Origin of the sequence: Cupriavidus sp. IDO, assembly GCF_000812465.1 — a bacterium.
Classification (GTDB): domain Bacteria; phylum Pseudomonadota; class Gammaproteobacteria; order Burkholderiales; family Burkholderiaceae; genus Cupriavidus.
In genome coordinates this window covers 1-23,540 of sequence record NZ_JWMA01000057.1, presented here as the reverse complement: position 1 = coordinate 23,540, position 23,540 = coordinate 1, and the positions used below count along the sequence as shown (strand labels likewise).

General features: G+C 61.5%; 16 protein-coding genes and 6 pseudogenes. 15 read left to right on the top strand and 7 right to left on the bottom strand.

The window, feature by feature from the left end:
* Positions 1 to 72: 72 nt before the first annotated feature.
* The 4 genes from RM96_RS18595 to RM96_RS18580 all read right to left on the bottom strand — a co-directional run bounded on the left by RM96_RS18595 (position 73) and on the right by RM96_RS18580 (position 4,755).
* A complete protein-coding gene (locus RM96_RS18595) occupies positions 73 to 1,041 on the bottom strand; it encodes a Bug family tripartite tricarboxylate transporter substrate binding protein (RefSeq protein ID WP_039012730.1) in 969 nt (322 codons plus the stop codon).
* A gap of 108 nt (positions 1,042 to 1,149) precedes the next feature.
* Complete coding sequence (locus tag RM96_RS18590) at positions 1,150 to 2,037, bottom strand: fumarylacetoacetate hydrolase family protein (protein WP_039012728.1); 888 nt, start codon at positions 2,035 to 2,037, stop codon at positions 1,150 to 1,152.
* Positions 2,034 to 3,083, bottom strand: coding sequence for a cupin domain-containing protein (locus RM96_RS18585; RefSeq protein ID WP_039012727.1), 1,050 nt, complete (start codon positions 3,081 to 3,083; stop codon positions 2,034 to 2,036). Before RM96_RS18585 ends, RM96_RS18590 begins: the two co-directional genes overlap by 4 nt.
* Position 3,084: 1 nt before the next feature.
* The gene (locus RM96_RS18580; RefSeq protein ID WP_082016597.1) at positions 3,085 to 4,755 is read right to left on the bottom strand and encodes an FAD-dependent oxidoreductase; all 1,671 of its coding nucleotides are present in this window, start codon (positions 4,753 to 4,755) and stop codon (positions 3,085 to 3,087) included.
* A gap of 498 nt (positions 4,756 to 5,253) precedes the next feature.
* Between RM96_RS18580 and RM96_RS18575 the strand changes: the two genes are divergently transcribed.
* Positions 5,254 to 5,487 carry a helix-turn-helix domain-containing protein gene (locus tag RM96_RS18575; RefSeq protein ID WP_238587311.1) on the top strand — a complete coding sequence of 78 codons (234 nt, stop codon included), beginning with the start codon at positions 5,254 to 5,256 and terminating at the stop codon, positions 5,485 to 5,487.
* Positions 5,488 to 5,563: 76 nt separating this feature from the next.
* Here the strand turns inward: RM96_RS18575 and bluB are convergent.
* Positions 5,564 to 6,275: pseudogene (gene bluB / locus RM96_RS18570) on the bottom strand (5,6-dimethylbenzimidazole synthase).
* Between the two features lie 122 nt (positions 6,276 to 6,397).
* A pseudogene (locus RM96_RS18565) lies at positions 6,398 to 6,973 on the bottom strand (tyrosine-type recombinase/integrase); the annotation flags it as partial.
* A gap of 251 nt (positions 6,974 to 7,224) precedes the next feature.
* On the opposite strand from RM96_RS18565, the pseudogene RM96_RS38680 reads away from it, so the two are divergent.
* Positions 7,225 to 7,368 (top strand): annotated as a pseudogene (locus RM96_RS38680) (IS5/IS1182 family transposase); the annotation flags it as partial.
* A 162-nt stretch (positions 7,369 to 7,530) separates the two neighbouring features.
* Here RM96_RS38680 and RM96_RS18560 read toward each other — a convergent pair.
* Positions 7,531 to 8,448, bottom strand: coding sequence for a LysR family transcriptional regulator (locus RM96_RS18560; protein WP_039012723.1), 918 nt, complete (start codon positions 8,446 to 8,448; stop codon positions 7,531 to 7,533).
* A gap of 611 nt (positions 8,449 to 9,059) precedes the next feature.
* Here RM96_RS18560 and RM96_RS18555 point away from each other — a divergent pair.
* The 13 genes and pseudogenes from RM96_RS18555 to RM96_RS40870 form a co-directional block, all read left to right on the top strand.
* Complete coding sequence (locus tag RM96_RS18555) at positions 9,060 to 10,379, top strand: MFS transporter (RefSeq protein ID WP_052279581.1); 1,320 nt, start codon at positions 9,060 to 9,062, stop codon at positions 10,377 to 10,379.
* 536 nt (positions 10,380 to 10,915) lie between these two features.
* Entirely contained in the window at positions 10,916 to 11,863 is a 948-nt protein-coding gene (locus tag RM96_RS18550) for a glutamate cyclase domain-containing protein (protein ID WP_052279580.1), read from the top strand.
* A gap of 36 nt (positions 11,864 to 11,899) precedes the next feature.
* Positions 11,900 to 13,048: an alanine racemase gene (locus RM96_RS18545; protein WP_274520200.1), complete on the top strand. Its 1,149-nt coding sequence runs from the start codon at positions 11,900 to 11,902 to the stop codon at positions 13,046 to 13,048.
* 147 nt (positions 13,049 to 13,195) lie between these two features.
* Positions 13,196 to 13,336, top strand: a pseudogene (locus RM96_RS40025) (ribonuclease activity regulator RraA); the annotation flags it as partial.
* A gap of 39 nt (positions 13,337 to 13,375) precedes the next feature.
* Complete coding sequence (locus tag RM96_RS18540) at positions 13,376 to 13,768, top strand: RidA family protein (protein WP_052279579.1); 393 nt, start codon at positions 13,376 to 13,378, stop codon at positions 13,766 to 13,768.
* Between the two features lie 542 nt (positions 13,769 to 14,310).
* Positions 14,311 to 15,324: a Bug family tripartite tricarboxylate transporter substrate binding protein gene (locus tag RM96_RS18535; protein ID WP_039012719.1), complete on the top strand. Its 1,014-nt coding sequence runs from the start codon at positions 14,311 to 14,313 to the stop codon at positions 15,322 to 15,324.
* 160 nt (positions 15,325 to 15,484) lie between these two features.
* Positions 15,485 to 16,270, top strand: coding sequence for an SDR family oxidoreductase (locus RM96_RS18530; RefSeq protein ID WP_039012718.1), 786 nt, complete (start codon positions 15,485 to 15,487; stop codon positions 16,268 to 16,270).
* Between the two features lie 74 nt (positions 16,271 to 16,344).
* On the top strand, positions 16,345 to 17,280 hold the full coding sequence (locus RM96_RS18525; RefSeq protein WP_039012715.1) for a dihydrodipicolinate synthase family protein: 936 nt from the start codon (positions 16,345 to 16,347) through the stop codon (positions 17,278 to 17,280).
* A 30-nt stretch (positions 17,281 to 17,310) separates the two neighbouring features.
* Positions 17,311 to 18,042 (top strand): ribonuclease activity regulator RraA, encoded by a 732-nt coding sequence (locus RM96_RS18520; protein ID WP_039012712.1) that lies wholly within the window; start codon positions 17,311 to 17,313, stop codon positions 18,040 to 18,042.
* A 288-nt stretch (positions 18,043 to 18,330) separates the two neighbouring features.
* Positions 18,331 to 19,344 carry a Bug family tripartite tricarboxylate transporter substrate binding protein gene (locus RM96_RS18515; protein WP_238587310.1) on the top strand — a complete coding sequence of 338 codons (1,014 nt, stop codon included), beginning with the start codon at positions 18,331 to 18,333 and terminating at the stop codon, positions 19,342 to 19,344.
* 11 nt (positions 19,345 to 19,355) lie between these two features.
* Positions 19,356 to 20,471: a DSD1 family PLP-dependent enzyme gene (locus RM96_RS18510; protein WP_039012709.1), complete on the top strand. Its 1,116-nt coding sequence runs from the start codon at positions 19,356 to 19,358 to the stop codon at positions 20,469 to 20,471.
* Between the two features lie 36 nt (positions 20,472 to 20,507).
* A pseudogene (locus RM96_RS18505) lies at positions 20,508 to 21,964 on the top strand (N-acyl-D-amino-acid deacylase family protein).
* A gap of 272 nt (positions 21,965 to 22,236) precedes the next feature.
* Positions 22,237 to 23,540 (top strand): annotated as a pseudogene (locus RM96_RS40870) (ISL3 family transposase); the annotation flags it as partial.

Here is a 23,540-nt window from a genome sequence, read left to right as displayed (position 1 = left end):
CTGGAAATCGCACTGGATAGATAAGCAAAATGTGGGGCCGAGGATGAACAGCGCTCTCTTGTCGCGCTGGCGCTACTCGGCAACTACGCCGGCAGCCTTGATCATGGCGGAGGTCTGCTGGCTTTCGGCTCGGATTGTATCAGCCAGCATCTTGCCATCGCCGGCTACAACGGTGAGACCCTTCGCATGGACTTGCTGCTCGACGAACACCGGATCCCTCAGCACTTCCGCTACGGCCGCCCGGATTTCTTTGACTACGGCGTCGGGCGTACCGGCCGGCGCAAGCAGCGCATACCAGATCGAGCTCTTGGCATAGGGAAAACCTTGTTCCACCGTGGTTGGCACGGACGGGTACTGGCTCAGTCTGGTATTGCCTGCCACTGCCAGCGGCTTGAGCCTGCCGGACTTGATATGGGTTTCCATCACGGCGACGCTGCCGCTGGCAAGCTGCACGTCATTCGCGAGCAATGCAGTCAGATTCTGCGCGATGCCGTTGTAGGGGACATGCAGGAGTTGAATCCTCTCGTGATCGTTGATCGCGGAGAAGAGCAGGTGCGGCTGGCTGCCGTTCCCGTAGGAGCCGAAGTTCAGGCTGTCCGGTTTCTTCCTGGCCAGATCCACCAGCTCCCTGAGGGAATTTGCGGGTAGCTTGGCATTGGCCACGATCAACTGGTCGGCCTTGACCATCATGATGACTGGCGCAAAACTCTTCTCGGGATCGTACGGCAGCTTTTTGTACAGGAAGCGGTTCGATACGACAGTCTGGTTCACCGTTGCCAGCAGTGTGTAGCCGTCTGCAGGCGCGCGCGCCACGAATGCCGCGCCAATCGCGGAGCCCGCGCCGGCCTTGTTATCCACGACGATCGGCTGCTTCCAGCGGGCACTCAACCGACTTGTCATGGCGCGGACGAGGACGTCGATGCCGCCCCCGGCGGCGAACGGGACAATGACGTTGACGGGCTTTTCCGGATAGGCAGCCAGCACCGGCGCGGCAGCGAGCAGCAGGGCGCTGGATGCGAACAGCATTATCTTCTTGAACATGTTGTCTCCTGATCTTCTGGTCCGGGTGCCACCGGCAGTCCTTGCCTGCACCGGTTTATCGGACATCACGGCACGGTTGTCGCGATGTTGGTCACAGCCCGGTCCGTTCTAGTACGCACGTGGTGCAACGGCTTCGCGTTCCTTGACGTCCAGACTCATTTCACCCACGCCCTCGATGGCGATCTTCAACGTATCGCCTGCCGCGAACGGTCCAACACCTTCCGGCGTGCCGGTGGCGATGACATCGCCAGGCGACAGCGGCAGCACCGACGAGATCAACTCGATCAGCTCCGCCACGCCGACGATCATGTGCTGTGTTGACGCTTGCTGGCGCAGTTCGCCATTGACCCATAGCTGGTTGCTCAACCCGTGCGGATCGCCGACCTCGTCGGCCGTGACGATCCATGGCCCCAGCGGGGTGAATCCCTCGAAGGATTTGCGCATCGAGCGCTCTTCTTCCGCGACGCCGGGTTCGATACGCATGGTGGCGTCGATCAGGCAGGCATAGCCGAACACGTATTCCATGGCGTGTTCGCGCGGAACATCGCGACCCGCTTTTCCAATGATGACCGCCAGCTCGGATTCGTGATCGAAGCGCCGGGTGGAACCCTTGGGCAGGAAGATCGTACCGCCGGCCCCAACCAGGGAGCCGGGTGCCTTTAAGAAGAAGCCTTGTTCCCTGGCGCTACGGCCGCCCTTGGTGACGACGCGGTCCCCCAGTTCACCGATGTGCTTGCGGTAGTTTGCCGGCGCGGCAAATATATGCGGCGGGCAGGGCGCGGCGGGAAGCAGGCGCACCGTATCCAGGCGTCGAGGGAGGCTTGCCGCGCGGCATCGCTTGAGTTCCTCCTGAACACTGCCCCAGTTGGCGATGAGCCAGTTCAACCGCTGCTGCGGAAGAGCGTCGATAGCGGAAGGCACCACCGCGGTGACATCGTACAGTTGGTCTCCTTCCACCAGACCAATCCGGTAATCGTCGAACGACCCGATCTTCATGCCAGTTCCTCTCTAAAGTAACCCAATGATCTCAGTACCGGCAGATCGTTGACCTGCCATAGCAGCGCGTCTTGCCCGCCGGTGTTCTCATGTGCGTGCCACTCCCATGGCGCAACCGTGAAGAGGTCGCCTGCGCACCAGGCGAAGCGCTGGTCCCCGACGCTGGTTGCCCCTTCGCCGCGCATGACGTAGTAGAGCTTGCTGCCGGTGTGGCGCCGCTTCCGACCCACAAAGCCGGACCGCAGCAGCTGCATCCGCATGGCGAGCGTTGGCATGGCAGGGCCGCCGCCCAGCGGATTGCGATACTCGAGCACAACATCGTCATACGCATCACCCGGCATGCCCGCGGCGGCAGCAATAGCCTTCTCGGCAACGTCGAAAGGATAGGCCAGCAGCGGGTTGGCGCCGCCGGCGCGAGGCTGCGCGCCGGGAGGCATCATCAAGCCGCTGCCGAACTGGCGCCAGCTCCGATCCGGCACCGTGTCCACCGGCTGCAGGCCATCCGTGTAGGGTTCGAAGAACGTGGCCTCCAGCGCTTGCATCAGCGAGATGTCAAGGACGTCAAGCCAGATCATCGGCTGGTCGCCCCGATGCACGTGATCGTGCCACGCCCACGATGGCGTCAGCACGAGATCGCCCGTGCGCATCGGATAGCACTCGCCATCTACCGTCGTCCATGCTCCCTCGCCTTGCATGATGAAACGCAGGGCGTTGGCAGTGTGGCGGTGCGCGGTGGCGACTTCGCCGGGCAGGATGACCTGGATCGATGCCCAGAACGTATTGGTAGTGCCGCGCGGCAGGCCGGGATTGTGCAGGCGCAGTGTCCGGCGCGGCCCACCTGCGGTCAGGTCGACCTCCTGTCCGATGCGTTCCAGCAAGGGGGACAGATCCTCCCAGCGCCAATGCACGGACTGGGTCGCAGGCCGTGGGCTGCGCGTGAACAATGGGGGATCGTCTGGCTGGTGCACTCGGCAGTGGTACTTTGCCAGGTCTTGCTTCAGGGCACGTCTGCGATCCGCGTCCTGGCCGATGAATTCGTCTGACATATCAGACCTCCGCCAGTTGGTAAGCGCGGCGCGGAACAGGACTGCCGGCGGCACCCATGCCCCGCACGACATCGACGATGCGGCGGGCATCTGGGGGGACAGTATCACCACGCCATGCCACCGAGCCGTCCGGTCGTACCAGCACCAGGCGGCGTCCATAGATGGCCTGGGCTTCGCCTTGCGCGATATCGGCCACCTCCAGCGGCAGACCGACCTCCGCAGCCGCCTGCGTGATGGCATCCACCCCGGGAGGATGATCGCCAAAGCGCAGCAGTACGTAATGCTTGCCGAAAAGGTCCAGCGTGGACTTTCCTTTGGAAAGCCACACGTGGGGCGCGCGCGATCCCGGCCTCGCGCTCTGCGTGTACCGTGCCACCTCGTTGGGCGGGGCGGGCGTGCCATCGGGAACGACGATCGGCGAATCCTCATAGACATAACCGAGATGGATGCCGATCGAGAACCATTCGCGCTTCATCATCTCCGTATAACGCGCACCGTACTCGCGTCGTGCCGCATCGATATGCACGTTGTCGCTGTCGAAGATGGCCGCTTCGGGCTTGACCACCCGCGGCGACAGCATCCGCCGGAGATTCTCTCCGGCTTCTGTGACGTTGCGCACCGCGACAGGCCGCTGCTCATCCTCGTAGGAATCGAGCAGAAGGGGGCCGCCCCAGCCCTGCAGCGTGCCTGCCAGCTTCCAGCTCAGGTTGACCACATCGAGGATGCCCGTGTTCATACCGAAGCCGCCTGTCGGGGAGGTCAGGTGCGCAGCGTCGCCGGCGATGAAAACCCGTCCCTTGCGGTAATGGTCCGCCACCAGTTGCCGCCTGACCCAGGGCAGGACCGAGAGAATCTCGAAGTCGAACTCCCGTCCCACGGCTCGAACGATGGCGCGGCGGATCTCGTCCTCGCCGAGCGTGCGCTTTTCGGCGTTGCCTACCAGAGAGAATCGCCATTGGTCACGGCCGTTGATGGCCACCAGCGTCGCCCAGGTGCCCTCCGGTCCGATGAAGATATAGCGGTAGCCGGGCTGCTTGGTGTGGAGCCGCTCGAGCCCGTCGCAGCGGAAGATGACGTTGGTCGTGTAAGTCAGTACGGAATCGCCCGACATGCCGATGCCGAGTGCCTGGCGCACTGCGCTGGCACCACCGTCGCAGCCCACCAGGTACTGCGCTTTGATCTGGCGGCGTGCTTCGGTTTTCCCATCCTTGACCGTCACGATTACGTGGTCACCACGGTCTTCCAGTGTTTCCAGCTCCGTCTCGTACACCAACTCCGCGGCCCCCGTGCTGGCGGCAAAGCGCTGCAGCACCGGGTCGAAGAAGTTCTGCGGGCAGCGCTCACGCTTTTGCGGGCTTTGCGGCGGACATGTTTCGTTTCTTGGCGCCGGGAATGTCTCCCGGCCGAACTCATATCCATTCAAGTCGGTCACCCAGGCACAGTCCTGCGGGTAGTCCCGGTTGTAGCCGGCCTGTTCCACCGCCTCGACGATGCCCCAACGCCGGCAGAACTCCATGGTTCTGATGCCGACCATGTCCATGCGAGGCTGAGGAACGATTCCATTGCTCCTTTCGATCAGGGTGCACTTGACACCACGCCATCCGAGATCGCCCGCCAATGCCAGGCCGACTGGTCCACCTCCCACGATCAGCACCGGGGTCTTCTGGATCATCTGTCCCTCCATTCTTCAATTAAGTCGACGCTGCCGCCCGCTAGTTAGAACCGTCGACATGACTCGACAAAGCAGTCCGGACCTCGGGGCATGCGTTGGACACTACAACATGGTCAGACCATGTTGGTCGGACCATGTTGGTCGGACCAAATTGTAGCGGAGTAGATGATGTGCGCGAGTTGGTAGAAACCCTCGGGCGACGATCGAGGGTTGACGTGAATGCTCTTGAGGAAACACGGCGGCCGTACTGGAGGCGCCGGGCCCGAGAGCCTGTTCGGCAGGGGATTTCGGGTCGTTCGGCGCAGCTATACCGTTGCCAGTTATAATTTCACGATCATGAAATCATCAGGAGAGCAGCTTCCACGCTGGCCTCCCTTCTTTACGGGACGGGCTTCCATGTCGCGACCACTACCTGATCAGACGCCGCCTTCGCGCGCGACGATTCGCACCATTCACCAACTGGGCGTTCGCGTTCGAGCCACCCGCGCAGGGGACGGGATGCCCATTGACCAGGCGGCGAAACATTGCGGCGTCTCCGTTGGCATGCTGTCCAAGCTGGAGAACGGCAAGGGCGTCAATCTCGAGCACGCCCTGCGGGTGATGGACGGCCTGGGTTTGACAATGCTGGTCGTTCCCAAGGCACATGCGCCTTGGCTCGAACAGGCAGCGACTCATGCGGCCAAGATCGGCGAGGATGCGGCCAGGAAACGGCATGCCTGGCTGGAAGAGTAGAGGGCGGCAATCAGGATGAGCGTCAGGGCTCGGAAGGGCTCCTCGATTGGGGTGCGGAAACGCTGAGCGCGTCAACTTATGGCCATCGTGATTTTCTAAGAACACAATTGCCAGATCCATCATCAGCCCGGGGCGATTGGGGGCTGGGGTTGGTCCAGCCATTCTCGAACACCATCTCGTCCAGGGATTGCCGTCTGGCCCAGTCTTCCTGTTCCAGCATCGGCTTCTCATAGAAGGTGTCGACCTGGCCGAGGCACAGCACAGCCACTGGCCGGGCACCGGGCGGCAGCCGCAGCAGCCGGCCAAGCGGTTCAGGGTCGAACAAGGAAACCCAGCCCACGCCGATTCCTTCCGCGCGCAGCAAGCCAGAGGTTCTGGATGGCGCAGGCCACCGAAGCGAGATCCATGTCCGGCATGGTGCGCCGACCGAAGATATGCCGCTCACGCCCATCCATCAGCGCTGCCACCAGGACTTCCCCGCAGTCCAGGATGCCCTCCACCTTGAGTCGCATGAACTCGTCCTGGCGTTCGCCCAGGGCGAGCGCGGTGCGCTGGCGTTCGGCATCGACCAGCGCGTGGACCTGCGTTCTCAGGTTCCTGTCAGTGAGGCGGATGAAGCGCCAGGGTTGCATGAAGCCGACGCTGGGGGCGAGATGCGCAGCGTGCAACAAGCGTTCGAGCAAGGCAGGATCGAGCGGGTCCGGCCGAAAGTGGCGCATGTCGCGACGCTCCCGGATGACGCGATAGACGGCGGTAATGTCACTGTCGCTGTAGCGAGATGGGTTCATGGCTTGAATAGCGTGGCGGTGCGCTGGGGCGGGAGGGAACGTCGCAAAGCAGGGAGCTTGCCACGATGGTGCCGTGACGATCGATGGCTTCGCGCTGTGCGGTGTTGCGATGCGGGCTCATCCTAGGTCTTGCTGGTCCAGCCGATCCGGTGCCGCTCCTGCGTCGCCGCGTGTCGCGCATCCTCTTCGCTGTGCAGGTAGCCGCTGGTGGTGGCGATCGAGGCATGGCCAAAGTTGTCGCGCACAAAGCGCAGGTCGACCTGCTGGTCGGTCATGTGCGAGCCGGCGGTGTGGCGCAGCCAGTGCGCCGAGGCGCTGGCCAGCACCGCGGCCTGCGCTTCCCACTCGGGCCCGCGCGCCCGCAGGCGCTCGGCCGCCAGGCCGAACACCTCCTTCAGAATCAGGTGCAGCGCCCCGCGTGACAGGGCCTTCTCTTCATTCTGGCGGCCGATCACCGGCAGCACCAGCGGGCGCGTTTCCCTCGGCTGCGGGGTGGGCGGCAGCCCGTTGACGCGGCGGTAGCGCGCCAGTTCGGCGATCAGCTCATCGGTGGCCGGTACCAGCCGGGTCTGGTTGCCCTTGCCGGTCACCTCCAGCCACCAGCGCTCGATGCCCTGGGCATCGCGCCGGCAGAAGAACGCGCCCATGGTCGTGGCTGTCAATTCGGACGCCCGCAAGCCACCCAGATAGAGCACGGTCTGTTGCCGATCGTTAACTCCGCTAGCGGTGTCCACTATATCCGCTAGCAATCACATGGTTGTAACCTATTGATCTATATGGAGAATTATTCGTTTTTGGTGTTATTGGTCGTTGTGCAAGAGCAACGCCATTCTCTGTCCACGCCCAATAATTCGGCTAATACGGCTCGGCGGTTCATTAATTCGGCTAACGCGGGCTACGCCGAGGCGGTGTCGGCGAAATACTATTGCTGGCCGGGTAGGGCGGTCGGGTGAAGAACTTGTTTGGTCACAAGAAGACCCGCTACAAGGGCTTGGCCAAGAACACCGCACAGATGTTCAGCCTGTTCGGTCTCGCAAATCTGGTGATCGCCAAAAAGCCGTTGTTGGCGTTTCAGGGGAGCAATCCGTCTTGAACATGCAAATCGAGCCCGAAAGGGTACGAGATGAGGGGCATGCGGCGCGAAATGGGGCAGAACTCTCTCTTCTTCCGCATGGTAAAAATCAGACACCAAACAGCCGTCGAACTCCAGCGCCGCTGCTATTGATCAGCAATTCCCTTACTCGAACGGACCCCATCAATCTTCCTTAACGCTTCGGGAAATTATAACGCCGGTTCGCGTTAAGACTTCGGTGGTCAGTCGTATGATCGTATCCATACCACTGCCACGTCGCTCATTCTGGTATGCGACAAGGTATTCCTGCTGCCTTAAGCGGGGCGTCGTGTGAAGTGTATGAATTAGCCGGGACGAAATCTTATCTTTCATAATCGCGGGCGACATGACAGCAACTCCATGCCCGGCTGCAACGAGTTGTATCATCGTCGAAAGAGAATTGCTCGAGCTGATATTTGTAGGCTCCATCCCTGCATCGCGAAACCAGTTCATCACAAGCGTGTGGTTTGATGACGGCGCCGACACTGTGATAATCGGCAAAGACGCCAACGCCGCCGGTGTAATCTCGCGCTTGCGGACCAGCTTTGGCGAGGCGATCCAATGCAAGTTGGATAGACCGATAGTGTGCTCACGTACGTGCCGGGAGCTCGATGATTCGTTCAATATTGCGACGTCGAGCTCGCGCGAAATAAGTCTGCGGGTCAATTCGACGCCCACATCTACAGTGATCTCGATGTGCAACTCCCTGTAGGCTGTCTTCAACTGCGTCAACAGTTCCGTAAGCCCCCCGAGGGCTGTGGATTCGTTCGCACCCAGCCGGAGCAGTCCTAACATCGGATCGCGTTGCGTGGCGATGCGCGCGAAGGCGTCTGCAAGCTTCACGATCTCTTCGGCCTGCGCCAGCGCATCCCTGCCGACTGCAGTAAGTCCACTACGTCCGCGCTCCCTTTCGAACAACTCGACCCCAAGTTGCGTTTCCAACTCCTGGATGCGTGCAGATATGGTCGGCTGCGTCAAATGTTGATGACGCGCTGCGGCGTGAAAGCCGCCTAAACGGGCGACCCAATAGAACGTCTCGATTTGTTGGAGCGTAAGTCGCATGATCAAATTTTTCTATCGAGAGGGGAGCCAAAATTCGATTACCTGTGATCAATATTAGCACTCTACACTGGCTCAATGAGTGAGTAATCAAGGTGGCAAAGAGACGAAGTAGGTGACCATCAAACCTCACCTTTCAGAGATGCGGGAAAGAGCAGTTGCTTCAGACCGCACGTCCAGGAGGTTCTGTTCGCTGCTTCGTTTTTGTAAATGTGGTGTCAACGATGCTCCAAACCTAGATCGGTCTAGGTAGCCGCCTGCCGTGCCGGTCCTCGCACTCGGAGGTGAACGTGGTTACGGTGCGCGAATGTTCGAAGCGATGAGACCAATTGCGCTCAATGTGGTGGGTGGCGAAGTCAGCGGATGCGGTCATTACCTGCCAGAAGGGGCTCGCGGCCGCGAGAGTGAGCTATTGCTTCGCTTCTTCAACGGCGAACGCCTAAGTCCGTAAGTCACCGCGGTTGACCGCCTGCATCTTGTCACATTGCAGGCGGTCGCCTAAAGCTGATACCGATATTTTGGGCGTGCTCGCGGAGACCGTGCGCCCTTTACGCTCCCTGCAGCGCCGAAACACAACTACGGAAACAACTCCCTAATATTCTTGGAGCCAAATCATGTCCATCGACACTACGTTCTCGGATAACCATCAGAACGCTGCCATAGCTGATCGAGTGTTCTGGAAGATCGGCTGGCGAATTATACCGTTGATTATGGTTTGCTATTTCTGTGCCTATCTTGATCGGATCAACGTAGGTTTCGCCAAGCTGCAGATGCTCAGTGACTTGGGCTTCTCGGAGGCAGCCTACGGCCTAGGTGCAGGTTTGTTTTTTTTGGGATACTTCCTGTTTGAAGTGCCGAGCAACCTGCTGATGGCCCGCATCGGCGCAAAAAAAACGCTGGTCCGGATCATGCTGTTGTGGGGACTGATTTCAGGGGCCTTCGCATTCGTCCAAACGCCGGGACAGTTCTATGTGATGCGCGTGCTTTTGGGAGCAGCAGAGGCTGGTTTTTTTCCGGGCATCATTCTTTACCTTACCTACTGGTTTCCTTCGCACATTCGCTGCCGAATGACGGGTTTCTTCTATACCGCGATTCCCTTGTCCGGTCTCATCGGATCTCCCATTTCGGGGTGGATCATGACGGCATACCATGGTCATCTTGGCCTGAGCGGATGGCAATGGCTTTTTGTTCTCGAGTCTTTGCCCACCCTCGTCATGGCTCTCCTTTTGCCCTTTCTGCTGGTGGACCGGCCGCATCTCGCCAAATGGCTGTCCGATGACGAAAAACGATTTGTCGCGGCGGAACTACAGGCTGAGGAAAACGAAAAGCGAGCGCTGGCGCATGGCGAAGTGCGCATTCGGCAGGTCTTTTCGAGCCCTAGAGCCTGGTATCTGATCGCATTGGCACTCTGTCAGACGATGGGGCTGTACGCGATCTCGTTCTGGTTGCCGACTTTGATCAAAGAAATTGGTTTCTCTACGCTTGAGCAAATTGGTTGGATCTCCGCTATTCCATTTGCTATCGGCGCCGTCGCACTGAATCTGGTGTGTCGAAGTTCAGACCGGCGCACGGAGCGACGCTGGCACACTGCCGCGGCTTATCTGGCGACTGCTGTCGGATTGGTTGCCAGCACGTTTACTCATGGTCCTGTCAGTTCGTTGATCGCATTGAGCGTGGCGACCGCCGGCGCCTACACGGCGACAACTATGTTTTGGACGCTTCCGAGTCAATTCTTCACAGGAGTAGGGGCAGCGGTCGCAATCGGAATGATTAATTCATTCGGGAATCTAGGTGGCTTCGTGAGCCCTTATGTGATCGGTGTGGTGAAGGACGCAACGGGTTCTCCAACGTATGGGATTTACCTCCTGTCATTGATTTTGGTGATCGGTGCGATTCTCGTGTTGAGGTTGCCGAAATCAATTGTGAACCGCTAGTACGACAGCACAAAACGTTGGCGAGGCCGCCGTCATTTAGACGCAGTCGCCGCCCCACATGCGTCACCCGAGTTCATCAGTTCGGTGACCGATGCGGTCATGGATGAGGTCACCTGCCTGGCAGGCTCGCCAGCTGGAAGGGATCTACCTGGTGATGTTGTTCGGCGGTTGCAGCCAAGTTCATGGGCTCACGGTCGCAGCAGTCAAGAGCGAAGGGCGTGATCAGGATTCTTTATCGCGAGGCGGGTCGATTTTTGATTACTTCTTATCCCCCTCGCCCTTATACACTCACTTCGTCGATCAGAAAATGATAAAAGAAAGGAAGAAAGGGAGACGTAACGGGCATACCTGAAAACCCGACGGTTGGCGAACGCTCGGACTAGGACTTTCCTGCATGCAGTCGGTTGATCGTGCAGTTCACCGGCTCTTCCTTCCTAGCGACCATGTGCTTCCAATCGATGTGGGTATGACACTTGGTGTGTTCGATTGGAATCGACTACGAACGCGAAACGTGAATTTAACGGATTACTGAAACTATGACGATTAAAGCCATTGAAGAGATTATTGGTCGAACTGTTCGACGGGACATCAGCCGCATGGTCAGTTTTGCGCAGGGAGGCTTGGAGCGAGCCGCGCGTTCGATCATGAGTACACCGAATGCGCACGTTGGCATTGTCACAGGCTTTTTCATCCGCAATGCGGTTCCGCCGTCACCGGAGACCGACGGTCTGGGTGGCATGGCACACATGGCCGCTGGCCTCGCGAACGCCGGCATTCCCGTTACGATCATCTCGGACGCGCCCTGCGCAAAGGCGGTTTGGGCGATTTCCAACGAGCTTCCCAAGTCAGTCACGCTGGAAATAACAGCAGTTAATACAGATTCGGTCGTCACGCTCCGCGAACGACTGGCAGCAGGCGTTCAGCCCATCACGCATCTGATCGCGATTGAACGCGTATCCCCCGGCAGCGATGGAAAGCCGCACCGGGAGTATGGTGCTGACATGACTGACGATACTGCACCGTTGCATCTGCTTTTTAACGATCCCACATGGGATCGACCGTGGGTCACGATAGGCATCGGCGATGGAGGAAACGAGATTGGGATGAGCGGGTTGCCTTGCGACATCATTCGTGACGACATCCCGAACGGCCACCTTATTGCAGCCACAACGCCAACTGACCACCTGATCGTAGCGGGCGTTTCGAACTGGGGCGGTTGGGGATTGCTGTTGGCGATGGCGTTGGTCGAACCCAGTCTTTCGGGGTCGTTGCTCGCGGATTTTCGCCCGGAGAAAGACCGTGCATTTCTCACGGCGGCGGTCGAAGTCGGGCAAGCCGTAGACGATAGCCGCATTGATAAACCTGCCCGTCCGGTTATGAGTGTCGACCGTTTACCGTGGGAGACGCATGCGAGCCTGTTGATGCATTTGCGTCAGGTGACTGAGGCATATCTCGAACGCGTTCGCCAGTCGTCGATGACATAGCGAGTTCCACGCTCTCCAATAGATAAGCGTACAGAAATGCAAGCTAACTATTGTGTAATACAAATGAGAACCGAAATAATGTCTAACAGATCATTATCAGCTCCCAAACTTAGCCCCGGATGGGCGCACTCTCTGCCGGAGGATGTTCAGACGCCCTGTTTCACAATCTATGAGCAAGGCATAGTCGATAACCTTCACGCAACTGCGCAAGCATGCGGAGGGATCAGCCGCTTGATGCCGCACGTCAAGACGCATCGCGCAAGCTGGATAGTTGAACTGCTGCTGAAGGAGGGTGTTCGTGCTTTCAAGGCTTCCACAGTAGCAGAAACGGCGATGGTGCTGGCCGCTGGTGCACTCTATGTCGTCTGGGCCTATCCAAGCGCCAACAGGGCGAACATTCGGGCCCTGATCAACGTTGCCGGAAATTATCCAAACGCGTCGATCGGCGCGCTCGTTGACTCGTCCGAGGGGCTTGAGGCGTGGCGCAGTGAGCTCGAGGCCAGCAAACCAGGCACCTCAAACCTAAAGCTGATCGTCGACCTCGATCCCGGCATGGGACGTACCGGGGCGCCGCTGTCAGAGGTGGCGCTCGATCTGGCGCGGGATATCGACGCTTTGGGCCGTTTTGGCGGATTCCACATCTACGACGGTCATATTCAAGGACCGGACGGTGCAACGCGACGTGAACGGCTCGGTTCGGTCGTGGAGCAAGCAACAGATCTTATGGAGCGCGCCGCAGGGGCAGGTTTGTGTTCCGATCTGATCGCCGGCGGCAGCTATAGCTTCAATGTCTGGCCAGCTTCGTTAGCCGATTACGTAGGACCGGGAAGCTGGACCTATTCAAGCGACCAGCATGACGCGGAGCTTCAAGACTTTGGCTGGCAGCCGAGCGCCTATGTGCTTGCCACCGTGATTGCCACGAAGGGCCAGACGGCCACGCTTGACGCTGGTGCCAAGGCAATTTCTCCCGACAAGCCTTTAAGCGCGCGCTTTCGATGGAACGGGAAGATTCTGATGATGAGCGAAGAACATGTGGTGGTCGAAAACGAAGATCTGGCGGTCGGGGATCGGGTGCTTTTGATGCCTCGCCATGCGTGTACGACTGCCTATCTCTTCGAAAAGGCGTTGGTGTTCGGTCGCGACGGCGAATGGACGTACCGCGAGCAGATGGGGAACCGCCGTTAAGCGACGATCAAATGTCGGCGTGAAGACGGTGAAGATGTGCCCGGCCTATGCGCAGCAGCCCGCGACGCTTGTTGGCATTCCTGACCTGTTTGCCAGGGATGCAAGAAAGACGCTGGGGAAGAATCATTAAGAGCACGTCTTTCCTCTGCCTTACCGGCGGATGTCGTAGCAGCGGTCGAGCAGGAGCGTTTCGAAGGATGGATCTTGAATGAAGTGGAGTGCGGCGCTGCGCTTCCTGGTTTCTATCCTCCGAATGGAGTCAATAAGGCAGAGGCCACTAAGAAATAGCTGTCTTTAGCGGCCAAACAAGACAACGAGGATAGTCAGATGGAAAGCCCCACGAAAACTCCAGCTCGTGTGATCGAGGTTCCAAACCTCAAGGCAGGGGGACATTACTCGGCTGCAGTAGCTGCAGGTGGCTTTGTATTTGTGTCGGGGCAAACTCCCCGCGATGAAGCAAGACAAATTGTCGGGGACACAATCGAGGAGCAGACGGCAGCAGCGCTTGATAACGTCGCTAAAGTGTTGGCTGCCGCCGGTGCTTCGATGACCGACATCGTGAAGGTCACGATCTACTTGACGGACTTGAACCTGTTTCCACGGTTCAACACCGTTTATGCGACTAGGTTTTCTGACTTTAAACCAGCACGCACAACCGTGGAGTGCGGACTGCAAGGGGTGATGGTCGAAATTGACGCCGTCGCTCACATCAACGTATGAGTGATCAGGTATCTCATGCGACCTAGACGTCATTTCCCTTCATTGGGATTTGACCGGCCGGTCGGGGCACGTCGAGGCGCGAGTCGAAGGGCTGCCGTCGAGCATTACTTCTCGAATGAAACATGGTTTTCCTAACGCGCATGTTCGAAGAAGTTTCGGCTTGCATACTATAGGAGATGCTTTATGCGTACGTCCATCCCCGCCCGGAGCCGTGAGTTTCCACCGGTCTGGTCCCCTGTATTGACCCAGTTCATTGTCGATTTGAAGCCGTCAGGACCTCGCTTCTTCCAAAACCGCTCTTCGCTGTTGCGTCAAGAGGTTGGGCTTGCAATATTCGGTACAAACTCCGAAGCGAATTCGCTAACGCGTGCCGATAGGGCTCGTATCGCGGATAGCCGGCGAGCCGGTCTCTGGCCCGCGCTGGCGGGGTGCCGCGGAAACCAAAATAATCTTTTGGTTAATCGGTCTGGGGATCGCTTCTTTTTGCCTTACGTCTTCGTCAAACTCCGTGTATGACGCATTCCGGGGAGAGCGGAGACGACATGGATTTCCCTATCACCAATGCGACTCGTCGCACCTTGCTGCGGGCGGGACTGCTGGCCCTCACCGCCATGACCGCTTTCACCAGTGCCCCGGCCGCGTTCGCGGCCTATCCGGACAAGCCGATCCGGCTGGTCGTGCCTTATCCGCCGGGCGGCGCCACCGACGTGATCGGCCGCATCGTTGCCACCCGCCTGGGCGAGGTGCTGGGCCAGCAAGTGGTGGTTGACAACCGGGGAGGCGCGGGCGGAAACATCGGCGCCGAGGTGGTCGCCCGGAGCACGCCAGACGGCTACACCCTGCTCATGGGCGCACTGACGTCCCATGCAACCATGGCTACCCTGGAAAAAGGGCACTTGCGTTACGACATCATCAAGGATTTCGCCCCGGTGATGGTCGTTGGCTCGGTGCCACTGGTGGTGGTGGTCAATCCGAGGGTGCCGGTCAAGACGCTCCAGGAACTGGTCAGCTACGGCAAGGCCAATCCCGGCAAGCTTAACTACGCCTCGTCTGGTGCCGGCGCCCCGCAGCGCATGGCGGCTGAGATCTTCAAGAAAGAGGCCAATATCGACATGACCCACGTGCCGTACAAAGGCAGTGGTCCCGCCATGACAGACCTGGTGGCCGGGCAGGTCAACATGATGGTGGAGACGGTGCCGGCGGCGCAGCCGTTCATCAAGGCAGGCCAGTTGCGCGCGCTTGCCGTGGCGGCACCCAAGCGCATCTCGATGCTGCCGGACGTGTCCGCTGCCGCAGAGAGCGGCATGCCCACCCTGGACGTCAGCTCCACCTTCGGCGTGCTGGCACCGGCGGGCACGCCCGCGCCGGTGGTTGAGCGCCTGAATGCGGCGCTGGCCAGGATTCTGGCAATGCCTGATGTCAAGGCACAGTTTCTGAAGCAGGGTGTCTATGCCTTGCCGCCAACGACCCCTGAAAAATCGGCCGAGCGCTTGCGCACCGAAGTCACACGCTGGGAAAAGGTCATCTCCGACGCCCATATCAATTCCGATAGCTGAACCGACGTTCCCCACGACCCATGACCACTAATGAACCCAAAGGGAGATGGTCGGGAATTCCATCGGTAGTCCGTCGGCGAGCATGATGCCGCGCTACCCAGGCGCGCGGCGAACGTAATTTGTCAATCCAGTCGGTTCAAGTTATTCAAGCGAGGTACTCATGCAATTAGGAATTGAAGGCAAGGTAGGACTGGTGCTGGGCGGCGGCGGCGGCCTGGGCAGCGCCATCGCGCTGGCGCTGGCGGCGGAGGGCGTGAAGGTCGTGGTCGCCGACGTCAATGAGGAAGCGGCAAGCCGCACCGCGGCAACGATCGCCGCGAAGGGCGGCACGGCGCTTGCGCGCACCTGGGATCTGGCGGACCTGGCGTCGATCGAGACCCATGTCGCCGCCATCGAGGCCCAGTTTGGCCAGGTCGATATCCTGGTCAACAATACCGGCGGCCCGCCGCCCACCACCGCGTTTGGCCAGGAAACGGCACTGTGGCGCAAGCACTTCGAAAGCATGGTGCTGTCGGTGATCGCGATCACCGACCGGGTGCTGCCCGGCATGCGGGCCAGGCAGTGGGGGCGCATCGTCACCAGCACCTCGTCCGGCGTGGTCGCGCCGATTGCGAACTTGGGCATTTCCAATGCGCTGCGCCTGTCCCTGGTGGGCTGGTCCAAGACCCTGGCGCGTGAAGTCGGCCGTGACGGCGTGACGGTCAATATCGTGCTGCCGGGACGCATCGCCACCGACCGCATCCGCTTCCTGGATGAAGCCAAGGCCGGCCGCGAGCAGCGCCCGGTGGAGGAGGTGTCGGCTGAAAGCACCGCGGCCATCGCGGTGGGCCGCTACGGCCGCCCGGAGGAATATGCCGATGCGGTGACGTTCCTGGTGAGCGACCGCGCCGGCTATATCACCGGCTCCACCATCCGCATCGACGGTGGCCTTATCCAGAGTATCTGAGGCTCGCGGGAACTGCCCCCCGCGCCCCAGCACGACCGACCCGACCCAACACCAGCTTTCGCGGAGACCCAAAGATGCTGTTGACCGCTGACGCCAAGGGCGTCTTCCCCATCGCGCCCACGCCATTCCTGGACGACGGATCGATCGACGTAAGTTCGATCGATCGCTTGATGGACTTCTATCTCGGCTGCGGCGCGACCGGCGTGACCGTGCTCGGCCAGCTCGGCGAAGCGCCCAAGCTCGAGCACGCCGAGTCGATCGATGTGGCCGCGCGCATGATCCGGCGCGCGGGCGGGCTGCCGGTGGTGGTCGGGGTCTCGGCGCCGGGTTTCGCCGCCATGCGCGCGCTGACGCGCGAGGTGATGGACCTGGGTGCGGCCGGCGTCATGATCGCGCCGCCCAACACGCTGCGCACCGACGACCAGATCGTCGGCTACTACCGGCAGGCGGTAGACGCGATCGACGCCGACGTGCCGTTCGTGCTGCAGGACTATCCGCTGACATTCTCGGTGCAGATGACGCCCGGCGTGATCCAGCGCATCGTCGGCGAGTTGCCGTCGTGCGTCATGCTCAAGCACGAAGACTGGCCCGGCCTGGAAAAGATCTCGGCCCTGCGCGCTTTCGAGAAGGAGGGTTCAATGCGGCACATCTCCATCCTGTGCGGGAACAACGGGCTGTTCCTCGACTACGAAATGGAGCGCGGCGCCGATGGCGCCAATACCGGCTACTCCTTCCCGGATATGCTCTGCGACGTGGTGCGCTTGTCGGCCCAGGGCGAGCGCGAGGCCGCGCACGACCTCTTCGACAACCACCTGCCGCTGCTGCGCTACGAGCAGCAGCCCGGCGTCGGTCTGGCCGTGCGCAAGTACGTGATGATGCGGCGCGGAATCCTCTCCTCGGCGGCGCAGCGCAAGCCAGCGGCAGCCATGTCGGCGACGGCCCGGCACGAGGTGGACCACCTGCTGCGGCGTCTGGCGAGGCATGACCCGCGCGCGGCACTGGCAGATTAAACCCCAAACCAAATGCAACAAGGAAACATCATGGCGACCACATCGCTTCCCCTCGACGAAAGTGTGATCAAGGCGCTGCAAAGCGTGACCACCGCAACCCTGACCACCGTGCTGCTCAAGCATGGCCTGCGCAACGTCTGGCTGCGCGGCACGCGGCCGCTGGCACCCGGACAGCCGCGCCTGGTCGGCCGCGCTTTTACCTTGCGCTTCGTCCCCGCGCGCGAAGACCTGGCGACGCCGGCCTCCTGGGGCTCGCCGATTTCCACGCGCGCGGCCATCGAGGACATGCCGGCCGGCTGCATTGCGGTGGTGGGCGCGCTGGGTGTGACCGATGCTGGCATCTTCGGCGATATCCTGTGCGCGCGCCTGCGCAAGCGCGGCGTGGCCGGGCTGGTCACCGACGGCGTGGTGCGCGATGTGGCGGGCGTGCTGGGCACGGGACTGCCGGTGTGGTGCCGGGGCACCGCCGCACCGCCGTCGGTCGCCGGCCTGACCTTCGTCGGCTGGCAGGAACCCATCGACTGCGGCGGGGTTGCAGTGTTCCCCAACGATGTCATCGTGGTGGACCAGGACGGCGCGGTGCTGATTCCCGCCGCCATGCTGGACGAAGTGATTGCCGCCTCGGTCGAACAAGAGCGCCTGGAGGGCTGGATCATGCAGGAAGTGGAGCGCGGCATGCCGTTGCCCGGCTTGTATCCGCCCAACGAGGAGAACAAGGCGCGGTACAAGGCCTGGACGGAAGGCGAAGGCGCGGACCGCTAAATGCTCCGGGCGCCAACGCGCGCCCGCGCCGTCAATTCGCCCAACCACGTCGTTGTCAAATCTGACGACTCCGTCTGGTTCACCGATCCGCCCATGGGGTTCTCGGTCGCCCGTGGACGAACCTCAACTCATCCGGTACGCGTATGGTTTCGAGCAGGCTGCCCGCGCGCGCAAGATCCCTGCGTCCACCCCGGGCTTGGCGCGCAACGACTAAGAACCCGTTCTCAAAGAGATGGGCCCGCTCTGGTGCGCTCCGTCTGGCGCCTGCAAGAGTGCGGCCTGTCCCTTATGCCACCGGCGCTTGCTGTCTTACGCCACCTACCATGTGTCCGAGCCATGTTTAGACGTCTGCTGCTCCCAATTCTCTCCCTTGCCATCATTGCCATCGCTGCGCCAGCGGCCGCAGCTTATCCCGACAAGCCGATCCGGCTGATCGTGCCGTCGGCTCCCGGCGGAGCTCCGGATGCGTTAATGAGAGCCCTCGGTCCACAGTTGGCACAGCAATTGGGCGTGCCCATCGTGATTGACAACAAGCCGGGTGGCTCCTACGTGATCGGCACGATGGAGCTGGTGAGGTCCGCGCCCGACGGCTACACGCTGGCTTACGGCAATATTGTCTCGCTGGCGACAAACAAGTCGCTGCTGCCATCGGTGCCATACGACGTCGAAAAGGACCTGACGCTGATCGCGAACACGCTGCGCCTGTCCAACATGATGATCGTCAACGACAGTGTGCCCGTCAGGACCATTCCCGAACTGATTGCCTATGCGAAAAAGAATCCGGGCAAGCTGGCCTTTGGATCGGATGGCAACGGCACCACCGCACATCTGGGCGTCGAACTCTTCAAGGCGATGACGGGCGTCAACATGCTGCATGTGCCCTACCGCGCGGCGACTTCGGCCGTCACGGACCTGATCGGCGGTGGCATACAGCTCATGATGATCAACACGCCGGTTTCCGCACCGATGGCCAAGGCAGGCAAGGTGCGGGCGCTTGGCATCTCCTCGGCGCAGCGCCTGGCTGCATATCCGGACGTTCCCGCGATCGCCGAATCCGTGCCCGGATTCGAGGTGTCGGCATGGGGAGGCATTGTCGGCCCGGCCCACATGTCCAAAGACATCGTTACTCGCCTCAACCGCGAGATTCGCATCGCGCTGGAGAGCCCCGCAGTGCTGGAGCGATTCAAGGTGCTGGGGGCGGAAATCGCGCCCAGCACGCCCGAGGAGTTTCTGGACCTGTCCCGCCGCGAAACGGTCAAGTGGGCAAAGATCGTGAAACTCTCCGGTGCCAAGATCGATTGAAGGAGATCCCCGTGAGTCCCTGGAAAGCAGCCCAAGCCGGCGACCCCGCCGTTGCCATCGATACACCCGCGCTCGTGCTCGACCTGGATGCATTCGAGCGCAATCTGAAGCGAATGGCTGACGCATTGCGCGGCCGAAACGTGCGTCTGCGTGCTCACGCCAAGAGCCACAAGTGTCCGGAGATCGCCTTGCGACAGATCGCATTGGGCGCTGTGGGTATCTGCTGCCAGAAGGTTGGCGAGGCTGCCGTGTTCGTGGAAGCCGGAGTTGGCGACATCCTGGTCACGAACCAGGTGATCGGCGACACCAAGCTGCACCACCTTGCGCCGCTGGCACGCAAGGCGCGTATTGGGGTGCTGGCCGATCATCCGCAGCAGGTGCTGGCGCTGGCCGCAGCGGCGCAAGCGCATGCCGTCACCCTCGACGTCTACATCGAGGTCAACGTCGGCGCCAACCGCTGCGGCGTGGCGCCGGGCGACGAAGCCGTGCAACTTGCCCGGCTGATTGCCGGCAGCGCGGGGCTGCGCTTCGCCGGGCTGCAGTGCTACCACGGGCCAGCCCAGCATCTGCGGTCGCCGCAGCAACGCAAAGCGGCCATTAAAGACGCTGTCGAGGCTGCGCGCATGACGCGCGACGCTATCGAAGCCTGCGGCGTGGCTGTCGAACGTGTCACGGGCGCGGGCACCGGCACCTTCTTGCATGAACGCGACAGCGGCGTCTTCAATGAGCTCCAGGCGGGATCCTACATATTCCTGGACCGCGACTACGGTGACAACGAGCGCGGGGAGGGCGATGTGCCCTTCGAGCACGCATTGTTCGTGCGCACGACGGTGATGAGCCGAGCGGATCCGCAGCGCGCGATCGTGGATGCTGGCCTGAAGGCATCGAGCGTGGATTCGGGCATGCCCGCTGTCTGGCAGCGGCCCGACCTGCGCTATGTGAAGGCTGCAGACGAACATGGCGTCCTGGCTACTGCCGATGCCACCGCAGTGTCGCTGGGAGACGTGCTGATGCTCGTGCCGGGCCACTGCGACCCTACCGTCAATCTCTACGACGAACTGGTGTGCGTGCGCGGCGACAAAGTTGAGGCCCTCTGGCCGATTGCCGCGCGCGGCGCGCTGTTGTGAGCGCGGGTACGCCACGGAAACTTTTCAGGAAATCCCATGAAAGCAAATTTTGATCTGCTGATCCGCAACGCGAGTATCGTGGATGGCACGGGCGCGCCGCGTTACGCGGGTGACATTGGCATCCGCGGCGACCGCATCGCCCGTATCGGCGATCTGTCGGGCGCGCGCGGCGAGGTGGAGATCGACCTCAAAAGCCGCATCGCGGCCCCGGGCTTCATCGACGCGCATACCCACGACGACCGGCTCATGCTGTCCAGCCCCGATATGGCGCCCAAGGTCAGCCAGGGCATCACCACGGTAATCGCGGGCAATTGCGGCATCTCGCTCGCGCCGATGCCACGACCGGTCCCGCAGCCGGTGACTCCGCCACTGAACCTGCTCGACGAGCAGGGCGACTGGTTCGCTTTCCCAACATTCGCCTCCTACATCGCGGCACTGCGTGACAAGCCTCCCGCTACCAACTGCCCCTTGCTGGTGGGTCACACCACGCTGCGCGTGGCGACAGTGGAGGATCTGGAGCAGCCGGCATCGGGGGCGCAGATAGAGCAGATGCGCAGCCTGGTGCTCGAAGCGCTGGAAGCCGGCGCGATCGGTGTCTCGACCGGCCTGTTCTACGAGCCATCGATTGCGGCGCCGACCGAGGAGGTGATCGACATCTGCGGCCCGCTCCAGGCATTCGGCGGCGTGTACTGCACCCACATGCGTGATGAAGCGGATCGGGTGATCGATTCGCTGGAGGAGAGCTTCCGAATTGGCCGCGAGGTTGGCGTGCCGGTGGTGATCTCGCACCTCAAGGTGGTCGGCGAAAAGAACAAGGGCCGATCGCAGGAAGCCCTGTCCTTCATTGAGCGGAACATGGCGACCCAGCCGATCTGTATCGACTGCTATCCCTATACGGCCGGCTCCACGGTTCTGTCGGCCCACCGCGCGGCGAGTTCGACTCGCGTCATTGTGAGCTGGTCGAAGTCGCTTCCGGAATTCGCGGGGCAGGATCTGGACGCCATCGCTCGCAAGCTTGGCGTGGACCAGGAGGACGCGATCCGCCGCCTGAGTCCAGCGGGGGGATTTACTTCCGGCTGGACGAGGGCGACGTGCAGCGCATCCTGAAGCACGAAAAAGCCATGATCGGCTCGGACGGCTTGCCGCACGACGCGTCTCCGCACCCGCGTCTGTGGGGCAGCTTCCCCCGCGTGCTGGGCCACTATGGCCGGACCCTCGGCTTGTTCCCCCTCGAAACTGCCGTACACAAGATGACCGGTCTCACCGCGAAGAATTTCGGCCTGCAAGACCGGGGCCTGCTCAAGGAGGGGGCGTTCGCCGATCTGGTCCTGTTCGACGCCGAGACCATCGACGCGGCCGCCACCTACGACGCGCCGACCGCTCCGGCGCATGGTATCGATACAGTGATTGTCAATGGCTCCCTCGTCTGGCATGGCGGACGACCGACGGGCGCGCGGCCAGGGCGCGTGCTGGCGCGCCATCAAGCAAGCTGAACCAGAGACCACGCACTTGGGCGGGCAGATATCAGGAAGGCCCTCATGGTCCCGGATGTGGTGGCCCGGGAATTCAGTATGCCCCTCCATGGGGCTCGCTGTACCGCCATATTTCCGACCCTACCGTCTTATTCAAACTGGACGGCCTTTCACAGTCGCCTTGGCGTCGGCCCCTTTCGAGATCGAATTTTTGTGGGGTCTTCCGCACTTTGTGTGACGGCCGCGTCGAGGGCTTGATTTCGGGTCGATCTGGCCCAACTTTGATCGTTACCATGAGCCAAGTTCTCGGTGGGATCGATCGTATTCTCGCCCGTGTAGGTAAGCGCGTTGTCTCCAGCGACGCGCGAGGGGAGACCATGACTGTCGAAGCCTGCAGTACGGTTCGCGCGGCACCTTGTCCTGCCTGCCGTCGTTGGAGTGACCGACTCCATGGCAGCTATGTGCGCAGGCTGGAGGAACGACCGATGCTCGAGCAGCGGGTCGTTCTCGCCGTCGAGGTGCGTCGCTTCAAGTGCGCGAACGCCGACTGCCCCCGTCGTACGTTTGCCGAGAGCATCCACGCCTTGGCCGGTCGGCATCAGCGTCGAACGCGATCGCACGCTCGGGCGTTGCACGCGCTGGGCCACGCCCTCGGTGGTGAGGCGGCAGCCCGGCTTGCTAACGCCTTGGGCTTGCGCACCAGTGCCGACACCGTGCTGCGGGAGTTGCGAAGAGCTCCTGGGCGCTAGTGCAGACCACGACCGCGGGTCGTCGGCATCGATGACTGGGCGATCGCGCGCGGTCACCAGTACGGAACGATCATCGTCGACCTGGAGAGACGTGAGCCGATCGAAGTGTTCGCCGGCAGGAAAGCCACTGCGGTGGCCGCGTGGATGCGTGCGCACCCATCGATTGAGATCGTCGCCAGGGATCGGGCCGGGGCCTACTCCGAGGCGGTCGACATTGCGCTGCCGAGAGCCAAGCAAGTTTCCGATCGCTGGCATCTGCTGTGCAACCTGCGCGACAACGTCGAGAGGCTGCTGTGCCGACTCGGGCCGCAACTGCGCCAAGCCGCGCAGCAAGTCGAGGTCGGTGGCGTGACCCTGGGCCGGCAGGGGGTATTGAGCCGCAACTCACTGCGGTCATGGCAGCGCCTGAGCGATCAGCGTCGCGCCACGCGGCTGGCGCTGTACGAGCGGGTGATGGCGCTACGCGCCCAGGGCGGCACGATGAAAGGAATCGCGCGCGAGCTCTCAATCAACCATCGAACCGTGCGCAACTTCATCACCGCGGGAGCCTTCCCCGAGCGCGCCCCCAAGGCGCGGGGTCCGACCCCTTTGGATCCCTATCGCAGCTACATCGAGGAGCGAATCGCCCAGGGCTGTCGCTTTCCGAGAGAGATCTGGCAAGAGCTCCGGCTATACGGGCAGTCGCGCCGCCGTGCAGCATTGCGTGGTCCGCCTTCTCTTTCCGCAGGGCAAGGTACCGCTTGTCCAGGCCACCCGTGCGCACGATGCCGTGCCCGTCGGCCCGGCGCGTGTTCGGATGGCTTGTCGGATGGAGGAAGCTCGCCGTCGAGGAGCCCAGGAGTGCGGAC